The 16865-nt window shown below is 65.2% G+C and carries 17 protein-coding genes; 8 read left to right on the top strand and 9 right to left on the bottom strand.

Annotated elements, in window-relative coordinates:
* The first annotated feature begins 534 nt into the window (after positions 1–534).
* Positions 535–3720, top strand: a complete 3186-nt coding sequence (locus Mrose_RS10345; RefSeq protein WP_119277992.1) for an alpha-mannosidase — start codon at positions 535–537, stop codon at positions 3718–3720.
* A 47-nt stretch (positions 3721–3767) separates the two neighbouring features.
* On the opposite strand, the gene Mrose_RS10340 is transcribed toward Mrose_RS10345, so the two are convergent.
* The 3 genes from Mrose_RS10340 to Mrose_RS18870 all read right to left on the bottom strand — a co-directional run bounded on the left by Mrose_RS10340 (position 3768) and on the right by Mrose_RS18870 (position 6145).
* A complete protein-coding gene (locus Mrose_RS10340; RefSeq protein ID WP_147371615.1) occupies positions 3768–4208 on the bottom strand; it encodes a hypothetical protein in 441 nt (146 codons plus the stop codon).
* A 231-nt stretch (positions 4209–4439) separates the two neighbouring features.
* Entirely contained in the window at positions 4440–5996 is a 1557-nt protein-coding gene (locus Mrose_RS10335) for an acyl-CoA mutase large subunit family protein (protein ID WP_119277989.1), read from the bottom strand.
* A gap of 2 nt (positions 5997–5998) precedes the next feature.
* On the bottom strand, positions 5999–6145 hold the full coding sequence (locus tag Mrose_RS18870; RefSeq protein ID WP_182482765.1) for a hypothetical protein: 147 nt from the start codon (positions 6143–6145) through the stop codon (positions 5999–6001).
* A 246-nt stretch (positions 6146–6391) separates the two neighbouring features.
* Here Mrose_RS18870 and Mrose_RS10330 point away from each other — a divergent pair, with 246 nt between their 5' ends.
* The 6 genes from Mrose_RS10330 (at position 6392) to Mrose_RS10305 (ending at position 10493) form a co-directional block, all read left to right on the top strand.
* Positions 6392–6928 carry a DMT family transporter gene (locus Mrose_RS10330; protein WP_182482764.1) on the top strand — a complete coding sequence of 179 codons (537 nt, stop codon included), beginning with the start codon at positions 6392–6394 and terminating at the stop codon, positions 6926–6928.
* Positions 6928–7974 (top strand): nucleoside 2-deoxyribosyltransferase, encoded by a 1047-nt coding sequence (locus Mrose_RS10325; protein ID WP_119277985.1) that lies wholly within the window; start codon positions 6928–6930, stop codon positions 7972–7974. The genes Mrose_RS10330 and Mrose_RS10325 overlap by 1 nt, the downstream gene beginning before the upstream one ends.
* A 72-nt stretch (positions 7975–8046) precedes the next feature.
* Positions 8047–8850: a septum site-determining protein MinD gene (gene minD / locus Mrose_RS10320; RefSeq protein ID WP_119277983.1), complete on the top strand. Its 804-nt coding sequence runs from the start codon at positions 8047–8049 to the stop codon at positions 8848–8850.
* Positions 8850–9080, top strand: a complete 231-nt coding sequence (gene minE / locus Mrose_RS10315; RefSeq protein WP_119277981.1) for a cell division topological specificity factor MinE — start codon at positions 8850–8852, stop codon at positions 9078–9080. Before minD ends, minE begins: the two co-directional genes overlap by 1 nt.
* A gap of 66 nt (positions 9081–9146) precedes the next feature.
* Entirely contained in the window at positions 9147–10226 is a 1080-nt protein-coding gene (gene rodA / locus Mrose_RS10310) for a rod shape-determining protein RodA (RefSeq protein ID WP_119277979.1), read from the top strand.
* A gap of 90 nt (positions 10227–10316) precedes the next feature.
* Positions 10317–10493, top strand: a complete 177-nt coding sequence (locus Mrose_RS10305; protein WP_119277977.1) for a Sec-independent protein translocase subunit TatA/TatB — start codon at positions 10317–10319, stop codon at positions 10491–10493.
* Positions 10494–10571: 78 nt separating this feature from the next.
* On the opposite strand, the gene Mrose_RS10300 is transcribed toward Mrose_RS10305, so the two are convergent.
* The 6 genes from Mrose_RS10300 to Mrose_RS10275 form a co-directional block, all read right to left on the bottom strand.
* On the bottom strand, positions 10572–11021 hold the full coding sequence (locus tag Mrose_RS10300) for a c-type cytochrome (protein WP_119277975.1): 450 nt from the start codon (positions 11019–11021) through the stop codon (positions 10572–10574).
* Between the two features lie 58 nt (positions 11022–11079).
* Positions 11080–11538, bottom strand: coding sequence for a c-type cytochrome (locus Mrose_RS10295; protein ID WP_119277973.1), 459 nt, complete (start codon positions 11536–11538; stop codon positions 11080–11082).
* 161 nt (positions 11539–11699) lie between these two features.
* Positions 11700–12728, bottom strand: coding sequence for a polyamine ABC transporter substrate-binding protein (locus Mrose_RS10290; protein WP_119277971.1), 1029 nt, complete (start codon positions 12726–12728; stop codon positions 11700–11702).
* A gap of 49 nt (positions 12729–12777) precedes the next feature.
* Positions 12778–13554, bottom strand: a complete 777-nt coding sequence (locus Mrose_RS10285; protein WP_119277969.1) for an ABC transporter permease — start codon at positions 13552–13554, stop codon at positions 12778–12780.
* Positions 13551–14414, bottom strand: coding sequence for an ABC transporter permease (locus Mrose_RS10280; protein WP_119277967.1), 864 nt, complete (start codon positions 14412–14414; stop codon positions 13551–13553). Before Mrose_RS10280 ends, Mrose_RS10285 begins: the two co-directional genes overlap by 4 nt.
* Positions 14411–15553, bottom strand: a complete 1143-nt coding sequence (locus tag Mrose_RS10275) for an ABC transporter ATP-binding protein (RefSeq protein WP_119277965.1) — start codon at positions 15551–15553, stop codon at positions 14411–14413. The genes Mrose_RS10280 and Mrose_RS10275 overlap by 4 nt, the downstream gene beginning before the upstream one ends.
* A 207-nt stretch (positions 15554–15760) precedes the next feature.
* Between Mrose_RS10275 and prfB the strand changes: the two genes are divergently transcribed.
* Positions 15761–16859, top strand: a protein-coding gene (gene prfB, locus Mrose_RS10270) for a peptide chain release factor 2 (RefSeq protein ID WP_119277963.1) whose coding sequence is annotated in 2 segments (ribosomal slippage) — positions 15761–15811 and positions 15813–16859 — 1098 coding nt in all. Because the reading frame shifts where the segments join, the coding sequence is not laid out codon by codon here.
* Positions 16860–16865 lie beyond the last annotated feature (6 nt).

The raw sequence follows: 16865 nt of genomic DNA, 5'->3' as shown, positions 1-16865 counted from the left end.
GCCAGCGGGTCTTCTCCTTGGCATCCTTGCAGCTACGGTAGCGCTGTTCGAGTTCCTCCAGGCTCAGGTGGGGGTGTAGGGGTATGGCTTTGCTCGGCATGCATTATTATCTACATAGGTTTGGTATAACAGATTCCATTAAGTGCCCTCCGCTTGACTTTCCCTCATCTGGGGCCCCCACGGGAAGTGTTCGTGGGCGCGGTGACGGGAGGATTGGTCCAAGACGCGAAGCTTCCCGTGGGGTACTTGGTTTGGCGGCGATGCCGGTACTCAGTGGGGAAGGTTGCTGGGTATCGTTCGTCAAGCGCAGCCTGCGCGGTTGATGTAGAAGATGCCGTTGCCGTTGAAGATCTCCCGCTAGGGATTTGCCCTGGGGCGATAGGGGAGCAGGGAGGGTTTGGGCACCAGGGGTTCCAGTACCGCCCACTCCTTGTCCGATAAATCGCTAGGGTAGCAGCTTTTTCTGATGTGTATGGCCAATTATATCGTGTGGGAGAATATTAAGACAATCTCTAAGAAGTCAAGGGGGTTGGCATGGGTGAGGAAAGGCGCCTCGAGCAAACGGTGCAGTGGCTCAAGCACCGCCTGGTTGAACTCTCAGCCTGGCGGGACCGGCTGTGGTTCCCCCTGTCTGGCCGCTTCCAGGCCGCCGGTTCCGGGGAATGGCTGAGCGTGCGCGAGGGCGATCCCTGGCCTTCGCGGGAGTTCCCGGTGCGGATGGAGTTCACGGCTACCCTGCCCGAAGCCTGGGCTGGGCTCCCGGTCTCGGTGCGCTTGGCGGTGGGCGGCGAGGCCCGGCTCATGGTGAATGGGCGGCTCGTGGGCGGGCTCAACCCCTATCACAAGGAATATCTGCTCCTGGAAAAGGCCCAGGGCGCGCAGGAGCTGGCTTTGGAGCTCGAGGCCGTGCCCAAGGGGCTCTTCGGCACGCCGAACTTCGAGCCGCGGCTCGAGGAAGCCCGGCTGCTGGTGCCCGACCTCGAGGTCCGCGCCTTCCTCGAGGACTTAGCGGCGGTGCTGGAAGCAGCCGGTTACCTGCTCAAGCGTGGGCGGCTCGAGGTGGCCGCGCTGCTCGCCGACGCGCTCGAGGCGAGCCTGAGCGGCCTGCAACTGCCCCGCACCCCCAGCCAGGGCTATCTGGCCCGCCTGGTCCAGGCCCCCGAGGCGGCGAGCGTGCAGGCTTCAGTGTGGGACGAGTGGCGTTTCGAGGCCGAGCCCCTGGCCCTCCCCGAAAGCCTGCGCCCCGAACTGCTGACCCGGCGCGAGGTGCTGCGGGCGGCGCTCGAGGCCATCAAGGCCCGCTACCCTGCGGAGGGCAGGCTCTGGCTCAGCGGACACGCCCACATCGACCTGGCCTGGCTGTGGCCCTTCGAGGAGACCAGGCGCAAGATTCGCCGCACTTTCGGCACCGTGCTCACGCTCATGGAGCGCTATCCCCACTTCCACTACAACCAGTCGAGCGCCCAGGCCTACGCCTTCGTGGAGGAGGACGACCCCGAACTCTTCGAGCGCATTCAGGAGAGGGTCAGGGAGGGCCGCTGGGACGTGGTGGGCGGGATGTGGGTCGAGCCCGATGGCAATCTGCTCTCAGGCGAGTCCTGGGCCAGGCAACTCCTCTACGGGCAGCGCTACTTCCAAAGCCGTTTCGGCAAGCGGGCGGCGGTCTGCTGGCTGCCCGATACCTTCGGTTACACCGCCAACCTGCCCCAACTGCTACAGCAGGCCGGCATCCCTTACTTCTTCACCACCAAGCTCAACTGGAACGAAACCAACGCCTTTCCCCACGACCTTTACTACTGGGAGGGGCTGGACGGCAGCCGGGTGATCGCCCACAGCTTCCTCAACCCCAACCAGGGCTACAACGGCAACCTCCAGGCCTACGACCTGGGCGAGACTTGGCGGAACTTCAAGGGCAAGCGCCTGCACGACGAGTCGCTCTTCTCCTTCGGCTGGGGCGACGGGGGCGGGGGGCCGACCACGGAGATGCTCGAGCGCTTCGAGCGCCTAAAGGATTTCCCCGGCCTGCCCAGGCTGGAGATGGGCACGGTTGAAGCTTTCTACCGGCGCGTGGAGCGCCAGGCCAGGGGCCAGGAATTGCCGGTTTGGGTGGGCGAGCAGTACCTCGAACTCCACCGCGGCACCTACACCACCCAGTCCAGGGTCAAGTGGTACCACCGCCGCCTGGAGCACGTCCTGCCCGAGGCCGAGGCCGCCGCCACGCTGGCCTGGCGGCTCCTGGGCGAGGCCTACCCCAAGGACCAGCTCTACACTGCCTGGACCACCCTGCTGCGCCACCACTTCCACGACGTGCTGCCGGGCTCGAGTGTGCACGCCGTGTACGAAGCCGCCCATCGCGACTTGGGAGCTACCTTGCAGCGGGCCGAGGGGCTGCGGGAGGCGGCCCTGGGGTCGCTCTCCAAACAGGTGGGCCTCGGTAGGAAAGAAGCTTTGGCCAAGGTGGTCGTCTGGAACCTGACGCTGGAGGAGCGGCCCCTGAGGCTGGACCTGCCGAAACCTCTCCGGGGGCCTTTCCGGCTGGTCGCGCCGGGGCCGGGGGACCTCGAGGTGCCCTACCAGGACCTGGGGGAGCGTATCGTGGTGGAAACGGAGCAGCTGTCGGTGCCGGGGTTGGGCTATGTGGCCCTGGCGGCAGTGCCCGGGACGCCGAAGGAGCCCTCGAGGGGGCTCGAGGTCAGCGCGAGCACGCTCGAGAACCGCTATCTGCGCGTCCGGGTCGCCCCCGACGGCACCCTGACCTCGGTCTCCGACAAGGAGGCCGGGCGCGAGGCGCTCGCGGGCCGGGGCAACCAGATCTGGGCCTACACCGACATCCCACGCGAGTGGGAAGCCTGGGACGTGGACTCGGCCTACGCCCAGGACGGGGTGGAGGTGCTGGCCTCGGCTGCTCCTGTGGTCGTGGAGGAGGGCCCGTTTCAGGCCGCTCTCCGCGTGGAGCGCCGGCTCGAGGGGGCCCTGATCGAGCAGTTCTACCGGCTCAGGGCATCGGCGCGGCGCCTCGAGATCGAAACCCGTATCCGCTGGGAACGGCGGCGCACGTTGCTCAGGGCCTACTTCCCGCTGAATGTCCGCCAGCACGAAGCCTGGTTCGAGACTGCCTATGGTGCGGTGGCCCGCCCCACACACCGCAATACCAGTTGGGACGCGGCCCGCTTCGAGGTAAGCGGCCACCGCTGGGCCGACTTGTCGGAGGCTGGCTACGGGGTGAGCCTGCTCAACGACGGCAAGTACGGGCACAGCGCCTTAGGCAACGTTGTGGGCCTCACCCTGCTGCGTTCGCCGCTCTACCCCGATCCGCTGGCGGACGAGGGGGAACACCGTTTCACCTATGCCCTCTACCCCCATCGCGGCGACTGGCGAAACGGAACCATCCTCGAGGCCCACGACCTCAACGCCCCGCTACGGGCCATAGTCCTGCCTGCCGAAGGGGGGAACTGGCCGAGCGTGAGGCAATTGGTCCGGATCAGTGCGCCGGGGCTCCGCCTTTCCGCCTTGAAGAGGAGCGAGGAGGGAGAAGGCGTCGTGCTGCGACTGTACGAAGCCCACGGTGGGCGGGGCCGGGCGGTGCTCGAGAGCGAACTCGCCACAGGGGCCGCCCGACGGGTGAACCTGCTGGAGGAGGCCCAGGAAGAGCTGCTGCTGGAGGGCACAGCGCTCCGGCTCGACTTCACCCCTTACCGGGTGATCTCGCTCGAGCTGTGACGCCAGGCTTCTCGTGGAAGCCCTCGATGGTCGATAGCCAAGGAATTTTAGAGCCCCACCACCCCACACCCCAGCGGCGGCTTGGGCTGTGAGAGCATGTACCAGCGCCCGGAGCGGTTCTCTCCCGCCGTGTACACGATGTGTCCGGTGAGTTCGGGGCGGCTACCCTTCTCGGCCTGGATGACCTCGAGCGCCGCGCACTGCTCGGGCTGGGCGTAGACCGTGTAGTTCTGGCCCTTCTGGGGGATCTCGTTGAGCTTGAAGCCGGGGGAGAGCGAGTGCCACTCGTGGAACTTCACCGTGACCTCGCAGCCCTGGGCCATCCCCTTGATCTGTTGGATCTGTGCGGTGGCAGTGTAGTTGCGGTAGGTGCTTTTAGCTTCGGCGGCGATGTCCGGGGGTTGCAGCCAGCGCACGGCCACGCCGATCCCGGCCAGGACCAACAGCCCCAGCAAACCCCAAAACCTAAGACGCTTGCGCCCTTCCATCTTATCTAGCGTAGTGCCAGTTCTGAGGGGAGGCTGAGGGATTCAATGTTTGGTTAAGGCTGGACGCTGGGGCAGGTTGTACGTCCTGCGTCGTACGCAAAGCGCCTTTTCTTTACCCCCCCTTAACAAGGGGCGCAGGGGGATATCCCTTACCCCGCGCGCGGGGAGGGAAGACGGAGGGGTTCACCACAAGCCACAAGCCGTCAGCCAAAGGCGGACGGCTTTCCCCCGCTAATAACTCGGCTGATACTCCCCCCACTCCTCCCGCAGTACCTTCCCGATCTCGCCCAGCGTGGCGCGGCGGCGGAAGGCCTCGAGGATGTAGGGCATGAGGTTTTCGGAGCTGCCCGCAGCCCGGCGCAGGGCCTCGAGGGCGGTGGCGGCGGCCTGGCCGTCGCGCTGCTCGCGGAAGGTTTTGATCTGGGCCTGGCGGCGGCGGTCTAGGGATTCGTCGATGCGCTGGACGGGGGTGGGTTCGTTGAGGGGGGAGTCGGCGCGGTTGAACTTGTTGACCGAGACGATGATCCGCTTGCCCGACTCCACCTCGCGCTGGAAGGTCCAGGCCGACTCCTCGATTTCGCGCTGGAAGAACCCGGCCTCCACCGCCGCCACCGAGCCGCCGAGCTGGTCGATCTGCGCGATGAGACGCTGGGCTTCGGCCTCGAGCGCGTCGGTGAGGTGCTCGACGTAGAAGCTGCCGCCCAGGGGGTCGATGGCGCGGGTCACGCCCGACTCGTAGGCCAGCACCTGCTGGGTGCGCAGAGCCAGCAGGGCGCTTTTCTCGGTGGGGAGGCCCAGCGCTTCATCGTAGGCGTTGGTGTGCAGGCTCTGGGTGCCGCCCAGCACGGCGGCGAGGGCCTGGTAGGCGGTGCGCACCACGTTGACCAGAGGCTCCTGCGCGGTGAGGGTGGAGCCTCCGGTCTGGGTGTGGAAGCGCAGCATCCAGCTCTTGGGATCCTTGGCCCCGAACTCCTCCTTCATGATCCTCGCCCACATGCGCCGGGCCGCACGGAACTTGGCGGCTTCCTCGAGGATGTCGTTGTGCGAGGCGAAGAAAAAGGAGAGACGAGGAGCGAAGGCGTCGATGTTGAGGCCAGCCTCGAGCGCCGCCTTCACGTACGCCTTGCCGTTGGCCAGGGTGAAGGCGATTTCCTGCGCGGCGGTGCTTCCGGCTTCGCGGATGTGGTAGCCGGAGATGGAGATGGTGTTCCACCTGGGCACGTGCTGGGCGCAGAAGGCGAAGAGGTCGGTGATGAGCCGCATGGAGGGGTTAGGGGGGAAGATGTAGGTGCCCCGCGCGATGTACTCCTTGAGGATGTCGTTTTGCACGGTGCCGCCGACCTTGTCCCAGCTCACGCCCTGCTCCTCGGCCACCAGCAGGTACAGCGCCAGCAGCATGGCGGCGGGAGCGTTGATGGTCATGGAGGTGGTGACCTGGTCGAGCGGGATGCCCTCGAAGAGCACCCTCATGTCCTCGATGGAGGCGATGGAGACCCCCACCCGCCCCACCTCGCCCACGCTGAGGGGATGGTCGGGGTCGAGGGCGAGCTGGGTGGGCAGGTCGAAGGCCACGCTCAGGCCGGTCTGGCCCTGCTCGAGCAGATATCGGTAGCGGGCATTGGACTCTTCGGCGCTGCTGAAGCCTGCGTACTGCCGCATGGTCCAGGGCCGCTCGGTGTACATCTTGGGGTAAACGCCGCGGGTGAAGGGGTACTGTCCCGGCCTTCCCAGGCGCTCGCGCAGGTCCTCGGGCAGGGACTCGAAAAGGGTTTGCGAAAGGGTTTGCATGCTCACCTCAGGTGAAAGTCGATCAGCAGTAGGATCAGGCCCACCCCGCCCAGCACCAGCATTACCGGCAGCAGGATGAGCTGGTAGAGGATGGCGACCATCGCCAGCATATCCCTCCAGCCGAGCTTGGGTTCGCGCTTGGGGTGCATGGCCGAATTCTACCCCGCGCCCGCGGTTCAAAAGCCCTTCCCCGGTGTGCTGCTGCACGCCGGCGCGAATTCACCCGGGTACGTGGCGCACAGCTCAGCCCGGGCCTCGCCGGAGGGCCAGGGCATAGCCAGGGCCTAACTTTTCGAATTCCCGCTGGGAGCCTGCCGTCCCGCGCCATGAACCAGGCTTTGTTTGAGGGTGTTCTATAATCCGAAGCTGAAATGTACAGCCATCTCGAGGAGCCTATGAGCCCAAGCATCCCCCTTCTGCCGTTGCTGGTGGCCGTCACCACCGGCCTGATGATCGCCCTGCTGGGCCCCATCAACGCCCTGCTGCAACCCAAGGCCGGGACCTGGGGCCTCTCCACCGTGGTCCACGTAGTCGGCCTGACCGTGTCCGTGCTGGGGCTGTTGCTGATCCAGCGCAACGGCTTCCTGGGGTGGACGCTCGAGCCCTCCCTGCGCGGGGGCTTGGTGGTGGGGGCGGTGCTGGGCCTGCTGGCCTGTGCTTTGCTCTTGTACCGCGGCCTGCAGCAAGGGTTGCCCTGGTACAGCTACCTCGGCGGGGTGATCGGGATGCTGGTGGTGCTGGGCACGGTGTTCTCCATCCAGCGCCTGGGCGTCGCCAACGCCATGACCCTCATCCTCGCCAGCCAGATCGCCACCGCGGCGGTGGTGGGGCACCTGGGGCTGCTGGGCCAGGCCGCCAACCCCGTTTCCCTGCTCAAGATGGTCGGGCTGGGGGTGATGGTGGTGGGGGCCGTCGTGGCGGTGAGGAACTAGTGGACCCCCGTCTCGAGCGCCTCCGGCGGGGCCAGGGCCCCCTCTATGTCGCCACCTTCCTCTTCGAGCACACTGGCCGCTACTACGGCTCGCGCCTCGAGCGCGCCTGCCTCCAGGGGTTGCGGGAAGGGCTCGAGGCGCTGGGCCTGCCCCCCGAAGGCCCCCTCACCTTCCTGCCCTACCGTGACTCCAACGGCGTGGTGGTGCCTCGGCCCGGCGAGAGCCTCACGCAGGCCATCTACCGCCTCGACACCGAGCGCGTGCGCAACTCCTTCGCGCTGCTGGCCCCGCTCTACCACACCCAGTACGACGGGGGGATCTCCTTCGAAGTGGGCTACGCTGCTGGGATCGGTCTGCCGGTAGTCGTGCTGCTGAGCAACTTCTTCCGCTACAAGCACGACCGCATCGCCGAGCCCCAGCGCCTGCAGCCTCTGCTCGAGCTCCTGGCCGACGAGGTGCTGTGCGAGGGCGACTTCCCCTTCTCGGGTCTCGACCCCGATCCCCAGGCCTACCGCGAGCTCATCGAGGCTGCCTTCGAGCGTGTCGAGCGGCGGGTGAGAGAGGCGGTGCGGGAGCTGGTGCTGCATTACCCTGGGCAGCGGGCAGTCCCTGACCCCCCAGTGCGCCCCGGTCACGTCTTCCTCGAGTTCGGGGGCGGGGAGTACGAGTACCAGATGGTTCTGGCCGAGGGGGCGGCGCGGGAACTCGAGGCGCTGGGCTGGCGGGTGGAGATCGCCCGGCGCTACGAGGCCGACAGCGCTGAGGGCCTGCGCGCGGGGGCCGAGCAGGACTTCCGGAATGCCCTCACCAGCGAGGTGGTGGTCACCTTTGGCGACGGGCCCGACATGAACCCCGAGAGCGCTGGGTTGCAGGGCTACCTGCGGGCGCTGGGGCGCGAGGTGGTGCTGTACTGCTCGAGCGCCACCCGCCTCTACACCGGCCCCGAATACGACATGCGCCGCAACCTCATGCTCACGCACTCCGCCGACCGCATGGTCACTCGCCTGGCCGACCTGACTGAGGCGGTGGGTTCCCCCCGGTCCTGAGGTCGGGAGTTTGGGCCTTCATGCTCGAGACTTGACCCTTTCCTGACCGATATACTGTCGCAAGGAGGCAATGTGAAAGCTAGGGCCATTGTGGTGACATCAGGCAAGGGTGGGGTGGGCAAGACCACCACTACGGCCAATGTGGGGGCGGCCTTGGCCAAACTGGGCGAGAGGGTCGCCGTTATTGATGTGGATGTGGGATTGCGCAATCTGGACGTGGTGATGGGACTGGAGGGCCGGGTGGTCTTCGACCTCATCGACGTGCTCGAGGGGCGCTGCAAACGCTCGCAGGCCCTCATCAAGGACAAGCGGCTGGAGGGGCTCTTCCTGCTCCCGGCCTCCCAGACTAGGGACAAGGAAGCGCTCGACTCCGAGAAATTCCGTCTGCTGGTCAGGGCGCTTATCGAGGAAGACGCTTTCGACCGCGTGCTCATCGACTCCCCGGCGGGCATCGAGCGGGGCTTCCAGACCGCGGCGACCCCCGCCGAGGGGGCTTTGGTGGTGGTCAACCCCGAGGTGTCCTCGGTGCGCGACGCCGACCGCATCATCGGCATGCTCGAGGCGCGGGAGGTGCGGGAGAACTTCCTGGTCATCAACCGCCTGCGGCCCAAGATGGTCGAGCGAGGCGACATGCTCTCGGTCGAGGACGTGCAGGAGATTTTGGGCCTCAAGCCCATCGGCATCGTTCCTGAAGACGAGAAGGTGCTGATCTCGAGCAACGAGGGGGAACCGCTGGTGCTTAAGAACGGCTCCATTGCAGGCAGCGCCTTCATGGACGTGGCCCGGCGCATTCGGGGCGAGGAGGTTCCCTTCCCCGACCTGCGCGAGAAAAGCGGCTTCATGGGCGCTCTGCGCAAACTGCTCGGGGGTAGCTGATGGCCTGGTTCTGGCAGCGCAACAAGAGCAAGGACGTGCTCAAGGAGCGGCTCAAGCTCACCCTGGCCTACGACCGCGCCCAGCTCGCTCCCGGCATGGTGGACGCCCTCAAGAACGATCTGCTCGACGTGCTCAAGCGCTACTTCCCCGCCGAGCAGGAAGCCCTCAAGGTCGAGCTCGAGCAGCGCGGAGAAAAAGTGGTGATGATCGCCAACATCCCCTTGCGCTAGGGGGTGAAGCCCGAAAAGTAAGTTGACGCTTTTGGCTATGGGCTCGAGGCCTTAGGCTTTAAAACGATGGTTTTGCCCCGCATTCCCCTCCTCGCCTACGACTGGAGCCTGGTAATGGTGGTGGGCCTGATCCACCTAGCGGGGTTAATTACCCTGCGCAGCGCAGCGCCCAGTCCAGCTATCTTCTTCAACCAACTCCTGTACTCGGCGGTGGCGGTAGCGGTGGCGGTGTCCTTGCAATTCCTCAGCCGCCGCCAGGTGCAGTCGTGGGGATGGCTGCTTTATGGCCTATCCCTTCTGCTGCTGGTGGCGGTGCTGGTGGTGGGCCGGGAGGTCAACGGGGCCAAGGCCTGGCTGAACCTGGGCCCGGTCAACTTCCAGCCCAGCGAGCTGGCCAAGCTCTCCTTAGTCCTGGTGCTCTCACGCTGGCTCAGCCGCCGCGAGCCTGGCAGCATCTTTGGCTACGTCGCCCCCTTCCTGATCGCAGCACCCGTCCTGGGCCTGGTGCTCATCGAGCCCGACCTGGGGGGAACTACCGTGCTGGCGGTGATCGTGGTGGCCCTGCTGTTGGTGTGGGGCATGCCCGTGCGACACTTCCTGGTGGGCCTGGTGCTGGTGGGCATCGCGGCTCCTTTTGCGTTCAACCACCTCGAGCCCTACCAGCAGCAGCGGATCATCGTGGGCTTCAACCCCGAGAGCGACCCGCAAGGCAAAGGCTACCAGCAGATCCAGTCCATGATCGCCATTGGCTCGGGGGGACTGATGGGCAAGGGCTACGGCCAGGGCACCCAGAGCCAGCTTGGTTACGTCCCCGAGAAGCAAAACGACTTCATCTTCGCCGTGCTGAGCGAGGAGTGGGGCTTCGTGGGGGCGGTTTCGCTGCTGGTGCTGTATGGGCTGCTGTTCTTCCGGCTGGCCCGGATGGCGCTGGAGTGCAACCGCCTCGAGGACCGCCTGATCATCGTGGGAGTGCTCTCCATGCTTGCTTTTCAGGTGATGGTCAACATCGGCGTGACCATCGGCATGGCCCCGGTCACCGGCCTGACCTTGCCGCTGTTTTCCGCGGGAGGGACCAGCCTGCTCTTCGTGTACGTGTCTTTGGGGCTTGCGGCCTTAGTCCACCGTGACCGTTACCGCGACCTTTGAAAGCTCAAGCGGGCTCGAGGCGACCCACCCGTCCCACCTCTCAGTTGTTCTTAGCCTAGAGGGCTATACTTGAGACCAAGGAGGTTTCCTATGCCCTTGGGTTTGCCCGAGATTCTGATCATCCTGCTGATCATCCTGCTCCTCTTCGGAGCGCGCAAGTTACCTGAGTTGGCCCGTGGCCTGGGGCAATCGGCCAGGGAGTTCCGCAAAGGCCTCAGTGAGGACGGCAAAGAGGGTGAGGCCAAGCCCGAGCAGAAGCAGAGCTAGGGCGGTAGGCTGGCGTTAAGATCGCGGTTGCGTTTGGCGCACTTTGGCCGTGAGCCATCGGCGAGTTCTGCAAGAAGGCTATTTCAACCCAAGCTTCTTGCGCAGCTCGTATACCTGGGCCGAGGTGAGTTTCTTGGCCCGTTGGGCCTTGACCTCGGCAGCGGTGAAGGCCTTGGGGTTCTTGTTGCCCCAGCTCGTGCTGATGTAGTTGAGTACCGCGGCGATCTGGTCGTCCTTGAGCTGAGCGCCGAAAGCAGGCATGGCTCCGTTGTAGCTTCCGCCCTTGACGCTGATCTGCCCGGTGAGGCCGTAGAGCAGCACGTTGATGATGTATTCACGGCCCCCCTTGGCGGCGAGGATTTCGGGGACGTGTCCGGCCAGGGGGGGGAACACTCCGGGGAGGCCCGTGCCCCCCGGCTGGTGGCAGCCCTGGCATTGCTGGAAGATGGTGGCACCTTGCTGAGCCGACTGGGTGAAGGCTACGGGTACGAGCAGGAGCCAGGCCAGGAGATGAGCGTATTTGCGCATTGTGATTCCCCCTTCGGCTTTATTGTAGTCAAGTAGCGGCGATGAAACCTGAAATGCTCTAGCGCAACCCCAGGCGGATGCGCTGGGCCATGACCTGGGCGGGAGTCAGGCGGGCGGTGCGCAAAGGAGCGAAATCGGCGGCGGTGAAAGGCCGGAAGCCCTGCGGCAGCAGCTTGTCGTTGCCCCAGGCAGTAAGTACGTAGTTGAGTATGGCCGCGAGTTCTTCGTCCTTGAGCTGGCCGAAGGGGGCCATCACCCCGTTATAGCGTTGCCCCTTGATCACCAGCTCGCCTTGGATGCCGTAGAGCACGAGCTGAGCGATGTAGGTGCGTCCCTCATTGCTCTGTACGAGCGTGGGCGCGTGCTCGACCAAGGGAGGAAAGGCTCCGGGGCGTCCCTGACCCCTCTCCCCGTGGCAGAAAGCGCAGTTTTGCTGGTACAGCGCAGCGCCCGACTGAGCCAGAGCGCCGCCCGCCAGCAAGGTGAGCGCCGCGAGCAGATTGCGGAACGGTTTCATCTTGTTCCCAGTATGGAACAAGGAAAATGGGATGGATGTGATGGGGAATGCCAAGTGCGAAATACGTCGATGGTCGATAGCCCAAAGATGCCCGAAGACCCAAAGACGGCTCGTGGCTAGTGGAGACGAACTGCGATCCACAAGCCTTCTGGATCTTGTGTTTAGCGGGCTTTTACCTCAGCCCATACCGCGTTGAAGGCGTTCAGCCCCTCCTCGAGGTCGGCCAGGAACTCGAGCTTGGCCTGGACTTCGGCAGGGGGATAGATCACCGGGTCGTCCTTGGCCTCGATCATGGGCATAGCGGCGGGCACCGGGGTGCCGTAGCCGATGCCGTTGGAGACTTTGGCCGCCACTTCGGGCTCGAGCAGGTAGTTGATGAATTTGTAGGCCAGCTCGGCACGCGGGCTTTTGCTGAGGATGGCCAGGCTATCCGTCCAGCGGGTGGCGCCTTCTTTGGGGATGACGTACTTGACTTTGGGGTTCTCCTCCATGGCCCTGAACGCGTCACCGGAGTAGGCCACCACCACCGCCGCGTTGCCGCCGAGCAACTGCTGCACCGCGTCGGTGCCCCCGGCAAAGCCCCGGCTGCGCCGCTTGGCGTCGATGAGCAGGTTCTTGACCTTTTCCAGCGCCGCCGGATCGGTGCTGTTGACCGACTCGCCCAGGTAGCGCAGAGCGGCCCCCATCTGCTCGCGCATCTCAGTGAGGAGCAGGAAAGGGCCTACGCTTTTGGCCGGGTCGAACAGCACCGCCCAGCTATCCACCGGGCCCTTGACCAGGTCCTCGCGGTAGGCTAGGCCGGTGGTGCCCCACTGATAGACCACCGAGTGCTTGCTCTGGGGGTCATAGGCGGGGTCGGCGAACTCGGGGCCCAGGTTGGCGAAGTTGGGAATCTTGGACTTGTCGAGCTCGAGGATGGTCCCCTTGCGGGCCAACTGGCCGATGAGGTAGTCGGAGACGATGATCAGGTCGTACTCGCTGTCGCCCCCGGCCTCGAGCTTGGAGATCATGGCCTCGGGGTCGTCGTAGGTGTCGAGCACGATCTTGACCTTCTCGCGCTGCTCGAAGTCCCTGATCACGTCTTCGGGCATGTAGTCCGACCAGTTGTAAATCCGCAGTTCGCTAGCCCCCTGCTTTGGGCAGGCCGTGAGCAAGGGGATGAGTACGAGCAGTGCAAACCATCTTCTCACGCGTCACCTCCTCATACCGACGGGTTTTCAGGCTACCAGATTGACCACATCAGCGCCTACGCCAGAATAGGACCCCGAGCACCAGGGTCAAAATAGTTGCCCCCACCATCAAGGTGGAGAGGGCGTGGACCTCGGGGGTGATGCCGGTCTTGACCTTGCCGTAGATGTACAGCGGCAAGGTAGTCGAGCCCGCGCCCGAGGTGAAGAAGGTCACCACGAAGTCATCGAGGGAGAGGCTGAACGCCAGCAACGCCCCGGCCACCACTCCCGGCCAAATCAGGGGCAGGGTTACCTCCCAGAAAGTGCGCCAATTGTTGGCCCCCAGATCGCGCGCGGCCTCCTCGAGCGCTGGGTCCAAGAGCATCAGGCGGGCCCGCACCACCAGCGTGACGTAGGCGATCTGAAAGCTGATGTGGGCCAGGATGATCGTGAACAGCGAGAGCGGGGGCCAGCCGATAGAATCGCGCACGGTATCGAAGAGCAGCAGCAGCGAGATGCCCATCACCACGTCGGGCACCACCACCGGCACGTAGAGCAAGTAGCGCAGGAAGTTGCGCAGCCTGAACTCATAGCGCACGATCCCAATGGCCAGCAAGGTGCCCAGGATTGTGGATACCAGCGTCGAGCTGAAGGCCACCACCAGCGTGTTGCTCAGGTACTCCCCGATGCGGCGGCTCTCGAACAGCGCCTCGTACCACTTGAAGGTAAAGCCCGTCCAGCTCACCCCAAAGCGGCTGTCGTTGAAGGAGAGCACCACGATCACCGCGATGGGGAGGTACAAAAAGGCGAAGACCAGCCAGGAGTAGGCGGCGAGGAGGCGTTTCATACCAGCTCGTCCAGCCCCCTCTCGCCCTGGGTGCGGGCATAAAGCCACAGGCCCAGCAGCACCATGAGCATCAGGATCATGCTGACCGCTGCGCCGAAGGCCCAGTTCTGGGCCGAGCCGAATTGCTGCTGGATGAGGTTTCCGATCAGGGTGATCTTGCCCCCACCCAGCAGATCGGCGATCACGAAGGTGCCCACCGCCGGGATGAAGGTGAGCAGAAAGCCCGCGAACAGCCCCGGCACGGTCTGGGGGAAGATGGCCTCCCAGAAGCCCCGCACGGGCGTGGCACCCAGGTCGTAGGCGGCCTCGAGCAAATTCCAGTCGATGCGCTCGACGGCGGCATACAGCGGCAGCACCAAAAAGGGCAGATAGGTGTAGACCGTGGCCAGGTAGACCGCCAAGGTCGAGGGGAACAGATCGGCAGGTGGAAGGCCAAAGGCCGTGATCAGCGCGTTGATGGCGCCCTCGCGCTGCAGCAGGATGATCCAGGCGTAGACCCGAATGAGGAAGTTGGTGAAGAAGGGGATGACCACCAGCAGCAGCAACACCTGCTTGTAGCGGTGAGCGGCGATGTAGAAGGCCAGCGGGTAGCCCAGCAGCACCGTGAACACCGTGGCCCACCAGCCGAGCCACAGGCTGCGCCCCACGATCTCCCAGAACAGCGGCTCGCTGAAGAAGCGCACGTAGTTGTGCAGGCCCCAGGGCGGAGCCAGGCTGCCGGTGCTGCTGCGGCTGAGGAGTGAGGCCAGGAAGACCAGCACCGAGGGGATCAGCACGAAAACGACCAGCCAGAAGGCTCCGGGCCCCACCGTCACCAGCAGCCGCCGGGCCTTCTGCCAGGGGGTTGCGGCCTCGTTCATGCCCCATTGCCTCCGCCGCTACCGGCTTCGCTGACCACCACCAGCTTCTCCGGGGTCATGGCTACCCACACCACCTCGTCGTAGCTAAACTCGTCGTGGCCGGGCTCGAGGATGTCCTGGTTGAGGGTGTTCACCGTCAGCCGTACCCCGTCCGCCTCCAGCAGGTAATGGTTCTCGGCCCCGGTGTAGATGATGTCGTCCACGCGGGCCTGGAAGACGTTGGGCAGGTTGGGCTTCTCGCGAAAGAGCCGGATCTTCTCGGGTCGGATCGACAGCAGCACTTCCTGCCCCGGCGTGAGGGCGTCCTCTTCGTCGAGGACGAACTCCCCTAGCGGGGTCCTGACCCTGCGGGGCTCGAGGGCGGTGGCGGGAATGAGGTTGGAGTCGCCCAGGAAGCGGGCCACGAAGGGGGTGCGGGGCAGCTCGTAGACGTCCTCGGCAGCCCCCACCTGTTCTACCTGCCCCCGGTTCATCACCGCGATGCGGTCGGACATCACCAGCGCCTCCTCCTGGTCGTGGGTGACGAAGATGAAGGTGATGCCCAGCCGCTCCTGGAGGTTCATCAGCTCCACGCGCAGCTCCTGCCGCAGCTTGAGGTCGAGGGCCGAGAGCGGCTCGTCCAAAAGCAGCACCTCGGGCTCGTTGACCAGGGCGCGGGCCAGGGCTACCCGCTGCTTTTGCCCGCCGGAAAGCTGGTTGGGACGGCGCTTCTCCAGGCCCTGCATGTTGACGAGCTCGAGCGCCCAGGCCACCCGCCGGGCGATCTCCTCCTTGGGCATGCGCCTCATGCGCAGCCCGAAGGCGATGTTCTGCTCGACGCTCATGTGGGGAAAGAGCGCATAGTTCTGGAACACGGTGTTGACCGGGCGGCGGTAGGGCGGAACCCCCCGCATGTCCTGTCCCGCGATCAGGATGCGCCCCTCGTCGGGTTCGTCGAAGCCCGCGATCATGCGCAGCAGCGTGGTCTTGCCGCAACCTGAAGGCCCCAGCAGGCTGAAGAACTCCCCGTCGCGCACCTCCAGGCTCACCCCGGCCACGGCTTCGGTGTCGCCATAGCGTTTGCGGACGCCCTCGAGCCGCACCGCGATGCCCTCTCCCAGCTTGCGCTCACGCCGCCCGCGAAAGAGCGTCTGTTCCACAGCCAGAAGTCTAAAGGCAGGCCAGGGACAAGACAACACTGAGTTTCTGCGGAATTTGTCGCCAATCGATGGTTGATGACCATATCGGGAACGATAGCTCCAACGGAGGGCCAGGGGTTCACTATCGGTGCGTAAGTCCTGAGCTACCGACTATCGACGTATCCTGGCGTTGAGCCTTCGGCGTTTGGCGGCTATACTCAGTGGGTTATGGACTTGCCCACTTTGCAACACCGGCTCGATGCCCTCAGGGGGTATCTTTGACATCGCCGGCAAAGAACGTCGCCTGAAAGAACTCGAGCTCAAGCTGGGTGACCCCAACCTCTGGAACAATCCTGCCGAGGCGCGGGCCGTCTCCCAGGAGAGCACCCGTCTGCGCCGCGTCGTCGAGAGCTACCGGCGGCTGGAGTCCGACCTGCAGGGGCTCTTGGAGTTGTGGCCTGAGATGAGCGCCGAGGAGCGCGAGCAGATGCAGCCTGAACTCGAGGCCGCCGCCAGGGAGCTCGAGGAACTGTACCATCAGACCCTGCTCTCCTTCCCCTACGCCGAGAACGCGGCCATCGTGACCATCAAGCCCGGAGCCGGGGGCACCGAAGCCTGCGACTGGGCCGAGATGCTCTTGCGCATGTACACCCGCTTCGCCGAGCGCAAGGGCTTCAGCGTCGAGATGATCGACCTCGAGCCCGGAGCCGAGGCGGGCATCGACTACGCCCAGTTCATCGTGCGCGGCGAGAACGCCTACGGCCTGCTATCCCCGGAGGCCGGGGTGCACCGCCTGGTGCGGCCCTCGCCCTTCAACGCCCAGGGCAAGCGCCAGACCAGCTTCGCCGCGCTCGAGGTCATGCCCGAGGTCGATGAGTCGGTCGACGTGCAGATCAACCCCGAGGACCTGCGCATCGACGTGATGCGCTCGCAGGGCAAGGGCGGGCAAGGAGTCAACACCACCGACTCCGCCGTGCGGGTAGTTCACCTTCCCACCGGCATCATCGTCAAGTGCCAGGTCACCCGCAGCCAGCAGAAGAACAAAGAGATGGCCATGAACATCCTGCGCTCGAAGCTCTTCGAGATCGAGTTCAAGAAGAAGCAGGAGGAGCTGGCCCGGCTTAGGGGCGAGTCCCGTCCTATCGAGTGGGGCAGCCAGATCCGGAGCTACGTGCTCGACAAGCAGTACGTCAAGGACCACCGCACCGGCGAGATGCGCCACGACCCCGACCAGGTGCTCGACGGGGATCTCGAGAGCCTGATCTGGGCGGGGCTGGAGTGGAAAGCCGGGCGGCGGGAGACGGTGGCGGTCGGCGACGACGACTAGCCAGAC

This window comes from Calidithermus roseus (assembly GCF_003574095.1).
GTDB classification, from domain to species: Bacteria; Deinococcota; Deinococci; order Deinococcales; family Thermaceae; genus Calidithermus; species Calidithermus roseus.
The sequence above is the reverse complement of the archived record's forward strand: the minus strand, read 5'-3'. Positions and strand labels throughout refer to the sequence as shown.

Excerpts from the sequence above, each read along its gene's own strand:
- Mrose_RS10345 (WP_119277992.1), top strand. The coding sequence starts at position 535 with ATGGGTGAGGAAAGGCGCCTCGAGCAAACGGTGCAGTGGCTCAAGCAC.
- Mrose_RS10340 (WP_147371615.1), bottom strand. The coding sequence starts at position 4,208 with ATGGAAGGGCGCAAGCGTCTTAGGTTTTGGGGTTTGCTGGGGCTGTTG.
- Mrose_RS10335 (WP_119277989.1), bottom strand. The coding sequence starts at position 5,996 with ATGCAAACCCTTTCGCAAACCCTTTTCGAGTCCCTGCCCGAGGACCTG.
- Mrose_RS18870 (WP_182482765.1), bottom strand. The coding sequence starts at position 6,145 with ATGCACCCCAAGCGCGAACCCAAGCTCGGCTGGAGGGATATGCTGGCG.
- Mrose_RS10330 (WP_182482764.1), top strand. The coding sequence starts at position 6,392 with ATGAGCCCAAGCATCCCCCTTCTGCCGTTGCTGGTGGCCGTCACCACC.
- minE (WP_119277981.1), top strand. The coding sequence starts at position 8,850 with ATGGCCTGGTTCTGGCAGCGCAACAAGAGCAAGGACGTGCTCAAGGAG.
- rodA (WP_119277979.1), top strand. The coding sequence starts at position 9,147 with ATGGTTTTGCCCCGCATTCCCCTCCTCGCCTACGACTGGAGCCTGGTA.
- Mrose_RS10305 (WP_119277977.1), top strand. The coding sequence starts at position 10,317 with ATGCCCTTGGGTTTGCCCGAGATTCTGATCATCCTGCTGATCATCCTG.
- Mrose_RS10300 (WP_119277975.1), bottom strand. The coding sequence starts at position 11,021 with ATGCGCAAATACGCTCATCTCCTGGCCTGGCTCCTGCTCGTACCCGTA.
- Mrose_RS10295 (WP_119277973.1), bottom strand. The coding sequence starts at position 11,538 with ATGAAACCGTTCCGCAATCTGCTCGCGGCGCTCACCTTGCTGGCGGGC.
- Mrose_RS10285 (WP_119277969.1), bottom strand. The coding sequence starts at position 13,554 with ATGAAACGCCTCCTCGCCGCCTACTCCTGGCTGGTCTTCGCCTTTTTG.
- Mrose_RS10280 (WP_119277967.1), bottom strand. The coding sequence starts at position 14,414 with ATGAACGAGGCCGCAACCCCCTGGCAGAAGGCCCGGCGGCTGCTGGTG.